The organism is Chachezhania sediminis, assembly GCF_009765275.1.
Lineage (GTDB): Bacteria > Pseudomonadota > Alphaproteobacteria > Rhodobacterales > Rhodobacteraceae > Chachezhania > Chachezhania sediminis.
In genome coordinates this window covers 53,566-67,034 of record NZ_VOPH01000010.1, presented here as the reverse complement: position 1 = coordinate 67,034, position 13,469 = coordinate 53,566, and the positions used below count along the sequence as shown (strand labels likewise).

At 65.2% G+C, this 13,469-nt stretch carries 9 protein-coding genes; 3 read left to right on the top strand and 6 right to left on the bottom strand.

Features of this window, described 5'->3' with window-relative positions:
* Positions 1-599: 599 nt before the first annotated feature.
* On the bottom strand, positions 600-2,825 hold the full coding sequence (locus FQK05_RS21390; protein ID WP_158970749.1) for a CoA transferase: 2,226 nt from the start codon (positions 2,823-2,825) through the stop codon (positions 600-602).
* Between the two features lie 385 nt (positions 2,826-3,210).
* Here FQK05_RS21390 and FQK05_RS21385 point away from each other — a divergent pair, with 385 nt between their 5' ends.
* Entirely contained in the window at positions 3,211-3,978 is a 768-nt protein-coding gene (locus FQK05_RS21385) for an SDR family NAD(P)-dependent oxidoreductase (protein WP_158970747.1), read from the top strand.
* A 1,128-nt stretch (positions 3,979-5,106) separates the two neighbouring features.
* Here the strand turns inward: FQK05_RS21385 and repC are convergent.
* From repC to FQK05_RS21360, 5 genes are all read right to left on the bottom strand, one after another.
* The gene (gene repC, locus FQK05_RS21380) at positions 5,107-6,129 is read right to left on the bottom strand and encodes a plasmid replication protein RepC (RefSeq protein WP_158970745.1); all 1,023 of its coding nucleotides are present in this window, start codon (positions 6,127-6,129) and stop codon (positions 5,107-5,109) included.
* A 242-nt stretch (positions 6,130-6,371) separates the two neighbouring features.
* Positions 6,372-7,328: a plasmid partitioning protein RepB gene (gene repB, locus FQK05_RS21375; RefSeq protein ID WP_233270623.1), complete on the bottom strand. Its 957-nt coding sequence runs from the start codon at positions 7,326-7,328 to the stop codon at positions 6,372-6,374.
* Positions 7,328-8,533, bottom strand: a complete 1,206-nt coding sequence (repA, locus tag FQK05_RS21370) for a plasmid partitioning protein RepA (RefSeq protein WP_158970742.1) — start codon at positions 8,531-8,533, stop codon at positions 7,328-7,330. The genes repB and repA overlap by 1 nt, the downstream gene beginning before the upstream one ends.
* Positions 8,534-8,989: 456 nt before the next feature.
* The gene (locus tag FQK05_RS21365) at positions 8,990-9,997 is read right to left on the bottom strand and encodes a phosphotransferase family protein (protein WP_158970740.1); all 1,008 of its coding nucleotides are present in this window, start codon (positions 9,995-9,997) and stop codon (positions 8,990-8,992) included.
* Positions 9,994-10,290 (bottom strand): hypothetical protein, encoded by a 297-nt coding sequence (locus FQK05_RS21360; RefSeq protein WP_158970738.1) that lies wholly within the window; start codon positions 10,288-10,290, stop codon positions 9,994-9,996. The genes FQK05_RS21365 and FQK05_RS21360 overlap by 4 nt, the downstream gene beginning before the upstream one ends.
* Before the next feature lie 365 nt (positions 10,291-10,655).
* Here FQK05_RS21360 and FQK05_RS21355 point away from each other — a divergent pair, with 365 nt between their 5' ends.
* Both FQK05_RS21355 and FQK05_RS21350 read left to right on the top strand, forming a co-directional pair.
* Entirely contained in the window at positions 10,656-11,405 is a 750-nt protein-coding gene (locus FQK05_RS21355; protein ID WP_158970736.1) for an SDR family NAD(P)-dependent oxidoreductase, read from the top strand.
* A gap of 452 nt (positions 11,406-11,857) precedes the next feature.
* Complete coding sequence (locus FQK05_RS21350; protein ID WP_158970734.1) at positions 11,858-13,435, top strand: hypothetical protein; 1,578 nt, start codon at positions 11,858-11,860, stop codon at positions 13,433-13,435.
* Positions 13,436-13,469 lie beyond the last annotated feature (34 nt).

The window sequence follows — 13,469 nt, the reverse complement described above, 5'->3', positions numbered from 1 at the left end:
GCGCTTCAATAGCTTTTGTACCTCGGTTTCCACGTCAGCCTGAACCCCCTCTCCGGGCTTGAAACGGTAGCGGCGAAGCATCGGGACCTGAGCGACCGCGGTCAACGGCACGAATTTACTGTCAGGCTTGAACGGCCCGCACATGACCCATCGACTGGCAGACCGCCGATTGCATTGATGCCGAACGTCTCCTGGTTCCGGTTGAAAAAGACCCCAAATGACGTTGGTCGGGCGCCAGGGCCCGATTTCCAACCGGTCGATGGAGCGGGAACCGTCGGTTTGGGCAAGCGAAGCTTTTCTGGGCCCTACCTTCTGGAACCCATTCGCCCGAACAAAACGGATGAAGCACGTCCCCCCTGTGCCCTGCAGTATTTGCCCGGCACCTGGACGAGACGCAGGAATTCCCTCCTGTTCGGCCTCACGTCGTCATCGCTGACTTGCGACCTGCGAATATCCTTGGAACGGCAGGTTGAATCCGTCCAGACGATCCGTCTCCGATACTCGTGGAACCTTGCCGTCCAGACCTCGATGGTGCCCGCGATCAGGATACCGCGGTCTTCGACAAGGCCCGGGCCATGGCATACCTTTATCCGGGTCGCTCAGCGATAGGTCAGGCCGAAGCGCAGCGGCATCGGCACACCCGCCCGCACCGTGTCGGCGCGGATCAGGGTGTCGATTTCGTCAGGTCTCAGCCCGTATTCCTGCAGCAAGGTCACCGAGTGCTCGCCGATCCCCGGTGGCAGCAGCGTCCGCCCCACCTGCCCGCCCGCGAAGTGTGCCAGCCGGCCAACCATCGGCAGGATGTGTACCTCGCCCGGAACAAAGACGACCTGACCGGACTGAACGAAATCCGGGTCGCGCAGCAACTCCTTCACCTTCCGGGCCGGGATGGCCGGGATGCCCGCGGCGGTCAGTCGCGTGACGGCTTCGGCCGTCGTGATCCGTGCCATGCCCTGGGCGATGCCGGCCGTTCCCAGCGCGGCCGTCACGCATGCGGCGTCCGACGCCGCGATCCGGACCCAGCCGTCCGCCGTCCGGTGCAGGCGGTCATGGTCGGCCCGACCCTTGTAATCGGTATCGCCCTGTACCAGCCCCGCGGTGCCGTTCACGCCGGTCACCTGTTCGGCCTGCATGAAGACAGCGGTGCGCAGCAGCGCCGCTTCCACGGCCTGCCCCCGCCCCGACCGTTTGCGTTCGACCAGCGCCAGGGCAGTGGCCCAGACGCTGACACAGGCCGAGGTCACGTCGACATAGGCGGCCGACGAGACATAGGGCGTGGTCCCATCCCCCTGGGCCGCCATGATCCCGGTCATCGCCTGTATCACCATGTCGACGCCCGGCAGCATCGCCTTGGGCCCTTGGGTGCCATAAGCGGACAGAGCGATGCTGATCAGCCCCGGATTGTCGGCTGCCAGCCGGTCGTGATCCAGACCCAGCCGGGCCATCGTCCCCGGCCGCATCCCGTTGATCGCCACGTCGGCCGATCGCGACAGACGGCGGAAGAGGTCCCTGCCCTCCCCCGTCCGCAGGGACACCGACAAGCTGCGCATGCCCCGATTGAAAGAAAAGCCCGTGGCGCGAAAGGGATCGCCCTCCAGATCCTCGACCTTCACGACATCGGCGCCCAGTTCCGCCAGAAGGAACCCGGCCATGGGCGTCGCCACGAAGGTGCCCAGGTTCAGGACCTTGACGCCCGCCAAGGGGCCGGGGCGCACCTGCGCCTCGACCGTTGGCGCCGACTTCGCGGGCCAGGAAGATTCGGCCCCCTGTGCCACATGGCGGAAGGACGGCGGCGTACGGGTCAGGATCGCGGGGGGTGCGGGCGTCACCACCTGTCCCCAGCCCTCCGCATCCAGCCGCCAGTCGATGCCGTTGGCGGTGACCTGCACCCCGTCCATGAGCCCGTCACGGTGGCGGACGGGTTCCACGGGGATGCCCTTCTCGCGAAAGCGCGCGGCCCAATGGGCGACGTCGTGCTGCAGGAAGGCCTTCTCGATCAGCGCGGTGGACCATTCGAAGTTCTGCGGGAAGGTCACGGCGTCGGGATTGCCGCCCACCCGCGGTTCGTCGATCATCCAGCCCAGGCCCAGTTCGACCAGCATCAGCCCGACGAACCGCTGCCCCAGCGCGCCGCTGGCGATCCAGCCGCCGCATTTCGCCCGGAACGGCCGATAGGTCGGATGCTTGCCGAAGGCGCCGACCTTGGTCGATGTCTCGGGCCCGTTCGGATCAACGGCGACGGAGGCCGACGATGTGACCATCGAGGCATGGACGCCCGACACGACGATCTGCTGCCCTGCTTCTCCTTCGCCCTGCGCGAAGACCGCCGACAGGATCGACGCCGCCGACCAGATCCCGTGGATGTAGAGCACGTAAGGACCCACCATCTCGACCGGCGATCCATCCGTGGACATCTGGCGCGAGGAGATGGCGGCATAGGCACAAAGCAGCCCGTGGGATTCCACGTCCGTCGCCCATTTCGGATCGCCCAGCCAGGTCGTGGGCATCCGCGCGACGATGGCATGACCATTGGCCGCCAGCGCCTCCCCTGCCCTTCCTTGCCAGCCATGGCTCGCCCACCTGTCGGCCAGGATCACCACGTCCGCCCCGGCGAAATATCCGGCCAACAAATGCGCATCCCGGTCCGGGTCGATCACCAGCGCGGCCTTGTTGCGATAGCGGAAGGCCATCGCGCCGGTCCGCGGAACGGCCGCGGTCGAAATCTTCACGACCTCGGCGCCGTAATCCGCCATCAGCGTACCGGCGACGGAGCCGGCCAGCCCATCCGCGAACTCGACGACGCGAAGTCCTGCCAGTGCGTTCATGTCTGCCCCCCTTCCCTTGCTCTCATTACGGCGACCGACCGAACCTATACCCAATAGTATACACCCGAAGCATGATCCTGCCGGATGCAACCGGTCAATCCGGTTCGGGCCCCGGTACGGTTTTCTCACATATGCGATATGGCCGTTTCTGCGGGGTCGAGTGCATACCGGCAGGAAGACGTCGAGGTCAGCCAAGCGTAGATGGTGTGACGGCACTTATTATACCATTTGGTAGCATCAATGCCCCGGTCGCCCAGCCAGTACAGGAATTATGTTCTTGCGGTTGCCGCCATATAATCATTACTAATCAGTATATATTACTAACGGGTAGGGTTTCGGCGCGGATCGGATCTCGGGCCCGGACAGGATAACCTGCGAGGACCGCATGAAACTGCTTGAAAACAAGGTTGCGCTGATCACCGGCGGCGGGTCCGGGTTCGGCAAGGCCGGATCCATCGCCTTTGCGGACCACGGCGCCGCGGTCTGCGTGGCCGATATCAATGCCGACAACGCGGCCGCCGTCGCGGAAGAGATCACCGCCGCCGGTGGTCGGGCCATCGCGGTGGCCGCCGACGTGGCCGATGAACGAAGCTGCGCCGACATGGTCGCAAGGACTGTCGATGCCTTCGGCGGGCTGGACGTGGTCTGGGCCAATGCCGGCGTCGCCCAACCCAAACGCGCGATCGAGGACATGCCCCTGGCCGAGTTCCAGCGCATCATGACCATCAACACGCAAGGGGTCTGGCTGACCCTGCGGGCCGCGGCCAGGGCGCTGAAGGCCTCTGGCTCCGGCTCGGCCATCGTGACGTCTTCGGTGTCGGGCGTGAAAGGACGGCCGGGGCTGTCGGCTTATCACGCGTCCAAGGGCGCGGTGATCATGATCACCCGTGGGCTGGCCGCGGAATGGGCGCCCTTCAACGCACGGGTGAACTGCATCTGCCCGGTGGCCGCCGACACGCCGATGCTGCCCACCTTCTTCGAAAGCCTTGGCGATCCGAAGGAACTGGTCGAGAAATCCCGGTCGAACATCCCGCTTGGGCGACTGGCCACGCCCAAGGACATCGTCGACTGCGCGCTCTACCTAGCCTCGGAAATGTCGGCGATGATGACGGGCAGCACGCTTCACATCGACGGCGGTGTCCTGGCGACCTGAGGCGGAACCTCCTCCTGCCCTGCCAGGCGCCAAGGGGCCCGCCGTGACGACGGCGGGCCCCGCTTTCGTTTCGCCGGGATCAGGCTGCGGACGGGAACTTTTTCATCTTCATCGCCCTGCCGCGGCCCCAAGAACTTCAGTGCATGCTGTCCGGCAGCCACGTTGCCATCTGGGGGTTGGCGGTCAGAATGTGTCCGGTCAGATTGGGCATACACTGAAGACGGATCGAGGCGTCTGTCAGCGCTGCCAGCGTACACTTCGAAGGCCGGACCGGGCCCCGTTTGCGCCGTCTTGCGTCAAGGTCATCGGGTGGGCGTGGCAGCGCGATCGCTTCAGGGCTGAAGTACTCCACACATGGAACAAGACCGGTCGTTTGGGCATGTACCTACGGGTCGAGATTGTCCTGGCCCTGTCCACCGCGGTGGACTGTATGTCGCCCACGATCCGGGACCACCTGTCCCACCTGTTACATGGCCGGGACCGGAAAGGGGTCATTGGCAGGCCTGCCCCGATCAGAAGAACGCTTTCGTCCTCATCCTGTTCCTACAACCATTTTGTCTGGATCACGGCATCGTTGGCTGCTGCGTCGAACCGTGCCTGGCTGTGAGTGGCCGCGGTCATGGATTGTCCCGGCGAACACGGCGGTCCTGGGAAACCCGGATTGCTTGTCCATCGGCAGGACCGCTCCGGGAACTGGGCGCCCTTCGGCGACGGCGGACGAAATCTCCCCGCTGGATTGCGCCGGGACGGCCAATGTCGGGCCTGGCTTTGGGGCCGGACCGGTCCTGCAAGACCACGGCATGGACCTCGACATAGGTGCCCATGATCCGGTGACCTGGATCTGCAGAACGGTCGCGTTCATGTCCGTCAACGACTCGTAACCGGGGTCATTTTGGCTGTGGGCGGCATGCCGGCCTGGGAATAGGCCATGGAGGCTGTCACTAATGTCAATGATCTGGCCGCGCCTTTTACAAGTTCACCGTACTCTGGCATCGGATATTCCAGCGCTAAGGTCTCCCGGGCATAAGCCCAATCGGTTTAGCCAGCCACGGAGGGGCGAGGGCCTGTCGAATATCACAGGGTTGTTCATGCCTTGACCGCCTTGTCCACCGCGGTGGACGCTGGACTTCAGGCCTGTGCCATCCGGTGCAGCAGGGCCGCCGGATCGAAACTGTCAGCTCGTTTACCCAATGTGACGCTTTGGAAATATGCGGGCAGGTTCCGGATGTGGCCGCCCAGTTGCAGCAGAAGAAACACGGTCAACGACGCTCTTGTTTCACCCAGCCTTCGGGTTGCCTGGCGATAGGTGTTGGGATCGATCCCCATCATCGACGAAAGTCCCGTCGCGTGGTTCACGACATCGGTCCAGGATCGCAATGGCCCGGTCGAAAATGCGACGGCTTCATGGCATGTTTCCACGATCTGCTGCAAGGAGCAGGTCGTCCCGGTTTCGACCGACGGTTCGGAATCCTGTGTTTCTTGTTCTGACTTAGATTGGTGCCGGACAGTTTGACCGTCATTGGCGGGCAAAACGGTCGGTTCCGATTGTTCCGCAGGAACCGAGGGTAGGGCGTCAAGCATCGCGCGATAGTCGTCGGGCGCCAGGGCTCGGCGCAGCGTCTTGCGGATTGCGGCTGTCGCTTCCGTCTCGCCATTTACGTCTTCAATCCGGGCCAGGCGCGCCAGCAGGACTTTTCGCAGGCAGCGGCCGGTGCGGCGGTCGTCTTCGACCTGTTGGGCGAGGGCGATCAGCCGCTCGGCCCGCGCGAAGAGAGGTGCCAGCGACAGGCCGAAGCTGGCGCCCGATCCGTCGGTGGACCGGACACGATAGCGTTTGCCGTTGGGGCTGTCCTGGCGGTCCAGAAGGTCCAGCGTGGCAAGCCGTTCGATGTGCCGGCGCAAGGTGCGTTCGTCGATGCCACCGGCCCTGCGGCAAAGCTCGATGTTCGATGCGAAGACGACGACGCCTTGTCCGGGCTTCAGGAAGCTGATCATCGCCTGGAGCGTCTGAACGTGTCCGGCGCGCAGGCCCAGGATGCTGCGGGCGTCGCGAACGGCGCGCAGGATGTCCCACGCGGTGGATTTCGGGTCGGCACAGGCCGACCGGTCCGCCGGGCGCGTGCCCGGCAGCGGGATCCGTTTGAATGCCATGTTTTCCAACACGGGACGACCGTCAGGCCAGACCCCACCCATGCCTTTCCCCGGTGTTACCCGAAAAAAGGCCGCAAAAAGCCGGCTCGCCGAATCGGCGACACTTGACCGGAATGTCGGAGATTGCTACATCACAGGTGCTAATCACATGATGAGGGCTCTCCAGGGGATACCTTGGGGGGCTCTTTTCTTTTGGGGTCCTGCGTGCTCCTTCTGCTCGGTTTTTATGGTGGCCGGTCTTGTTATTGCCGGCCGGTTTCATCCTTCCAGCGGATCAGAAGCGATTGAAGGATGTCCTCCGCCTGCTCCTCGATCCACTGGCCGAATTCCGGGTGATCCCGCAGCGAGACGCTGAGCGAGATGGTGTCCTTCTTGCGCTGAAGGTCGCCCAGGGGGTTTCCGTCGACAGTCAGCAATGCGCGTTGGGCGGCGTCCGGCGCTGTCGCTTCGCGCGGCTTGCGCATCGCGATCTTGCCGGCGTCCATCACGGCGTGGAATCGGGCGACGCTGTCGCTTTCCGGATCCATGCCTGCCAGCATGTCGCGCGCGACGGTCAGCAGGTCCATCTCGGCCGCCAGCGTGGCCAGTTCGCCCCATTGCCGCCGGCCGATGCCATGGGCCGGACCGATCAGCCGGATCAGCTCGTCGGGCAGGGTGTCCAGCACCACCTTGTGGTTGGACACGCCCTGTCGTGACAGCCCCAGCGCATCCTGGATCACTTGCGGTTTATAGCCGGTTTCCTGCATCTCGCGGATGAACAGCGCCTTCTCGATGAAGGAGGGGTCCAGGCGCAGGTTGTTTTCCTGCCCCTGCGCGATGATCGACGCCTCGTCGTCCAGCGTGCGGACGATGGCCTTGACCGGCCCGCCGATCCTGCGGATGGCGGCCAGCCGCCTCCGACCATAGATGATGCGATAGCGGTCGGGCTCGCCCGTCGGGCGGACCAGGATCGGGACCTGCTGGCCGTGGCGGCGGATGCTTTCCGCCAGTTCCACGATGCCGGATTCGTCCATCGCCAGCCGGTCGCGCAGACCGTCCTGTTCGATCCGGTCGGGATCGATGTCGCGGATCGAATTCGCCGTGATCTCGCGCAGGGAGTCACGTAGGCCCCCGACCGACCCGCCGAAACCCTGCCGCTTGGCAGCAGCAGGGGAGGCGTCCTGGGCGGCCTCGGCCGCGGAAAAGATCTTGCGTCCCATCAGCGTCCCCATGCCTTCTGGATCACCGTCTCGAGCTCGTCCGCGACGCTGTTCATACTGGTCAGAGCGCGGTCCAGCGTCTTGCGGATCAGCTGCCCCGGTTCGACCTCGTAGATGGTCTGCTGGGTCATGCCGGCATCGCTGATCGCGGTCGATTTCAGCATCGGTTCGGTCAGCACCTGGTCAACAAGGATCGACCGAAGATAGCCCGCCATCTGTGTCTGCGGTCCGTCCGAAGGTTCGTAGCGCGTGATCAGGAACTTCAGGAAGTCCCAGGTTACCCGCCGGCCGATCGCCTCTTCCACTGCCTTTATGGTTTCGGATGCCAGCTTCAGGAACTGGCTCATCGACGCGATGTCCAGCATGCCCGGAACGACAGTGACCAAAAGCCCGGTCGAGGCCGACAGCGCCGTCAGCGTCAGAAAGCCCAGCTGCGGCGGGCAGTCCATCAGGACGATGTCATAGTCGCCGTCGACCTCCTCCAGCGCCAGAGCCAGCCGCTCGGCAAAGATGGGCTGGATCCGGCCGGCCAGGGCATTGGCCGTTTCGGTCTCGTACTCCGACAGCATCAGACCGGCGGGCACCATGTCGAGATTGTGGAAATAGGTCTTGCGGATGACCTGGGACAGCGGCCGCTGATCGTGGTATCGCAGCGCGTCATAGATCGTGCCGCCTTCGCCGAATTCCAGTTCCGGGCGATAGCCGAAAAAGGTCGTGAGGCTGGCCTGCGGATCCAGGTCCAGCACCAGTACGCGATAGCCGCGAAGCGCATAACGCTGTGCCAGGTGGATCGTCGTCGTGGTCTTGGAACTGCCGCCCTTGAAGTTCACGACCGAAAGGACCTGCAGCCGATCGGACTTGCGCCGTCCGTGTTGGTAGGACGCCGCGTTCTTGCCCGTCCGGCCCAGGATACCGCGCAGGGTATCCACATCCTCGGCACTGTAGAAGCGGTGGCCGCGGGCGTCGGTGAAGACCTCGGGGAAACTGCCGTCCTTGTGGCGGTTCCTCAGGTTCGACGGGCTGACGCGCAGCATCTCGGCCACCTCGCCCGAACTGAAGCGGCGCAGGGTCTTACGTTCTTCGGGCTGGAAGGCAATTTTCATCTGGCGGTCGAGCGATTCCGCAAGGCTGTCGGCCATCGCTCCGATATGATCGGAATCGATTCCAACGGCTTTCGCCCGCGCGGACGCGTTCGTGACATCCATTGCTCACTGCCTCTTGTAGCCCGTTATGTGGGTCTTGTAAGGTTCTGACGGTGGTCTGGGGTTCTATCGCTAAACACCGTCAGAATGCCAAATGCCACGAGAGTTCGATTCCGGCAACAGTTTTCTGCCCTTGCGGAAATCTTATCCACAGGGCGATGTGGATGAAACAGCGCTTTGGCCTGCTTTCCGCGATGTCGGCAAGCCGATTTCTTGGAGCTCTACCCGGAGAAACCGAACAAACGGCCCATTTTCGTTCGGATTGGGTGTGCAGCTCGCGGTTTCGAAGGGAATCGGAGTCTTCGGCCGAAAACCGTTTGAACCCCGTGCTTTGGCGGAAACCATGATCTTCAATGCACGCGACGGGACGGAATAAGCGGTGTGCCGCGGCAAACGACCGGGCAGGGCAGGGGAGGGGGCGTAGGTTCGGGGCCCGGACAGGCCCCGAAGGTGATGGCACTACTGTCCCGCCGCGGCCTGAAGGCCATGCGCGGCAAAGGCGCGGGCCAGGCGGATGGCATCCTGCGCGGCGTCGCCGGCGGCGTTGCCCTGACGGCCCCGGTCGGCGATGCCGACGAAGATCACGGCGAAACGGAACAGGGCGAAGGCCTCGTGGAACGGCGTCAGTTCCGCGCCGTGGGTGCTGTGGGCGTTGTACTCGGCCAGGAATTCCGACCTGCCCGGAATGCCCAGGGACCGCCAGTCGAGGTCGGCAAAGCCACCATATTCGTCCTGCCGCGACCGCCAGCACAGGCAGAAGAAGGCCAGATCCGCCATCGGGTGGCCCAAGGTCGACAGTTCCCAGTCCAGCACGACCGAGACCTCGGGGGTGTCCGGGGCGAACAGCATGTTGCCGATGCGGAAATCGCCATGGGCGATGGCGACCCGTCCGTCATCGGCCGGCATGTTGGCCTGCAGCCAGTCGTAGAGCCGGTCCAGGTCCGGGATGTCATAGGCCTTGGCTTCACCCCATTGCCGTCCCCAGCGGCCGATCTGGCGCGAGAAATAGTCTCCCGGCCGGCCATAGTCGGCCAGGCCCACCGCCTCCGGATCGACCGCGTGCATCGCGGCCATGGTCCGCGCGACCGACAGGTACATTGCGCGCCGGTCTTCCGCCGTTGCGCCGGGCATCGAGGTGTCGTGGAACACCCGCCCGGGCACCCTGTCCATCAAATAGAACGGTGTCCCGAGGATCGCGGGATCGTCGCACCAGGCCCGCATGGCCGGGACCGGCACGCCGCTGCCGGCCAGCGCCGACTGCACGCGGTATTCCCGGTCGATGGCATGGGCGCCTTTCACCAACTCTCCCGGCGGCTGCTTGCGCAGGACCATGGCGGTGCCGCCCATGGTCACGAAATAGGTCGGGTTCGACTGCCCGCCCGAGATCGGTTCTGCGGTCAGCGGTCCGTCCAGCCCCAGCGTGTCTTCGATCCAGCGGCCTAGTGCCTGTTCTTCGGCCGGGGTCATGCGCGGGACCTTGCGGAAAGGAAAGTGCTATCCATCGTATTCCTCACAGCACCGAAATGGAGGTCCCCGAACAGGTCGGCGAAACTGCCTTCATCCGCGAAGTCCAGCGGAACCGCATCGGCCTTCTGTCGTTCGGCGTTCAGTGCGCCGGTCATCCGGGCCGGCTTGCCGGCGTGGCTGGTGCCCAGTGTGAAGGCGGCGCCGGCCTCGGCCAGGACGCGGGCGAAATGGGCGCCTGGGCCCCCCGATGTGCTGGTGAGCAGTGCAGTCTTACCGGTGACGTTCAGATTCATTCGTGTCCTCCACTTGGCGCCGCGGCTGTCCTGTCTCGATGGCGGGCCGGGGCGCGGATGGCGGCACGATAGGCACAGGCCGGCGGATGGAAAAGGGCGCCCGCGGATATCACATCCGCGATGCCCAGGATCCCGGATTGGAGGCCCGGGTCTCCAGGCCCGGCTTTTTGCCCCGCTGCCAGCCGGTGGCCGGGGTTGTATCGCGGGGACGAACTACTTTGGCCCCGCGCGATGCGGCGTTGCCGGACGTGTCTGCGCGGTATTGCGCGGTGGGCAGGCCCTGAAAAACTTCAAAAGGCTTTCTATATCTGATCTGCGTGCCGGAGCGCTCCGGCCGCGACAGCATCACAGAGGGGACGCAATCCATGCAGACGGATTTCCACGGAAAGAATGCACTGGTCACCGGCGCGGGCTCTGGCATCGGCAAGGCCATCGCGCTGCGGCTGGCCGCCTTGGGCGCGAAGGTCTTCGTGGCCGACCTGAAGCTTGAGGTCGCTGAAGCTGCGGTCGGCGAAATCGAGGCCGCGGGCGGGCAGGCGGTGGCGCTGGCCGGCGACGTTGCCGATCCGGCGGTGGTCGAGTCGCTGGTCAAGACGGCCATGGACCAGGGCGGGCTGCACCTTCTGGTCAACAATGCCGGGATCGGCGGGCCGCAGGCACCGGTGGGCGAATACCCGGTCGACGGCTGGCAGAACATCATCGGCGTCAACCTGAACGCGGTCTTCTACGGCATGCGCTTCGGTATCCCTGCGATGCTGGATTCGGGCGGCGGGGCGATCGTGAACATCGCCTCGATCCTGGGGACGGTCGCGACGCCGAACGCGGCGGGCTATGTGGCCGCAAAGCACGCGGTGGTGGGCCTGACCAAGACGGCGGCGGTGGAATACGCCCAGAAGGGCATCCGCGTGAATTCCGTGGGTCCCGCCTATATCGATACGCCGCTGCTGAACGTGCTGGATGCCGAGCAGAAGAGCGCCCTTGTGACCCAGCATCCGATCGGCCGCCTGGGCAAGCCGGAAGAGGTCGCGCACCTGGTGGCTTTCCTGCTGTCCGACGATGCCAGTTTCATTACGGGGTCCTATCACCTGGTCGACGGCGCCTATACCGCGGTCTGAACCGACCGACCCGGGGACGGCCCGTGGCCGTCCCCTGCCGGATCGCCTGTGTCGCAGCCCCACGTCGTGCCCCGGACGTCACGACCGGGCGGAGCTTCACCGCGCCGCGGTAAACGGGCGGGGACCAGAAGGCCTGGCCGCGGCGTTCTAGCCGGACCTGGCGGTCGATCCCGGGGACTGCCAGGTACGTCGGAAGCCATGGCCGGCATCGCGAGATCCCAGGCAGTTCCGGTGTCCGGGACCGGCCTGTAACTGCGCCGAAGTGGCATCTGATCCCACGGATCATTGCGCGACGCGCGGGGCCCAGCCCGGCGGCAGTCCTTTTCCCCCGTCGCGTTTGTGCGGCGGCGCCGCCACGCCGCGCGGAAAGGCGTGGGCGGCAAGGGGAAAACGCGTGCGATGGCGGACGAAAGCTGACAGCGTCGAATGCGGCGCTGTTGGGGGTGACTGTGATGAAAAGCGTTCGCGCGCGCGTCTTTCGGTCCATTGCAACGGTGCTGGCCGGTCTGGGGCTCTTGATCCTGTCCTCCTGCGGCGATGCCGAAGGGCTGAAGCCGCCGCAAAAGCAGGTGGTGACCACCGTCCCGATGCCGGCGCTGCGCTTTGCCGGGGACGTCGCCTTCAAGGTGCTGCAGTCCATCGCCACGCCCAGGGGTGACCTGCCGCTGGCGCTGTACGTGGGCCTTGCCGCGGAATCCCAGACCCGCATCGCAATGACCGCGGCCGTCGACCTGCGCCAGGTCCAGCGGGACCTGCCGGTCCTGCTGTCGGGGGAAAAGGATGCCGGATGCGGCATCGCCCTGACCGTCCGGCTGGCTGAAACCGTTGGTCAGGGCACGGACGTGCGGGCCAAGGGCACGGTGCGGGCCGACCTTTACAAGTGCAAGGGCCGCGACACGGCGGACGAGGTGCGGGGGATCCACCTTCTCAGCCAGACAGTCCGGTTCGAAGCTCTTCTGGGCACGGATTTCGGCAATGACTGCGTGACCTTCCAGCTGCGCGACCTGCAGGTCAGCCCCAGCGGCTTCATCGGCTGGATCGCCGATACCATCGGCGTGACCGAACGCATCCGCGCGGCGATCCTGGAAAAGGGCAACGCCGCGCTGCGGGACAAGCCCATCTGCCCGGAACTGCCCCCGGCCTTGCAGGTCCTGGAACCGCACTTCACCGACGGCGGCCCGTTCGAGATCGGGGATGGCGGTATCGGCGCGGGTCTGTCGGGGTCGGTGTCGACCGGTGCCGCGGAACTGATCGCGCTGTTGCGGCTGCTGCAGGCCAAGGGGCACCTGCCGAAACCGCCCGAGGCGGAGATCGGCCGGACCTTGCCCGAAGGGCAGACCGTCGCCTTCGGTATTTCCGGCAACCTCAAGGGACTGTCGGAACCGGTCGACTATCGCCTGGCCCTTGGCATGAAGGCCGTCGCGCCGACCCGGATCGGGCTGGCCGCGATGCTGGACCTGCGCGACATCCAGAAGAAGGTGCCGGCACTGGCCAAGGGTGCACTGCTGGTCGACAGCTGCGCGTCGCAGGTAGAGGTCGATAGGCTGAACGTCGTGGCCTCGGGCCGGAACATCATCGCCCATACCGAACTGGAGGCCCGAAGCTATGCCTGCAAGCGAACCGGCGAAGGGTCATGGGAACGCGGTGCGCAGACCCGGACGGAACGGATCGGCATCCGGGCCGAAGCCTCGGCCAGCATCAAAGACAACTGCGTCGTGTTCCGCCTGGTCGAGGTCGCCCGCGACCCGAAACCGGTGAACGAGGATCCCAGCAAGGCCGAACGGGCCGCTGCGCTGCGGGTGCTGTTCAATCAGGGCGTCAACCTGGTGCTGGAAGGCCGGCCGCTCTGCCCCCAACTGCCGGCAGAGTTGCAGGTTCTCGACCCGGACTTCTCGGTCGGGTCGCCGCGCGAAATCGGCAATGGCGGGCTGGGCGTGGATATCGCGGGGTCCGTCGACCTTGGCGCCCAGACGATCCTGGCGCTGCTGAAGGTCCTGCAGCAGAAGGGCATTCTGCCGCCCGCGCCGTGATGGCAGTTCTGCAACGCATGGCGGCCTGATCCCG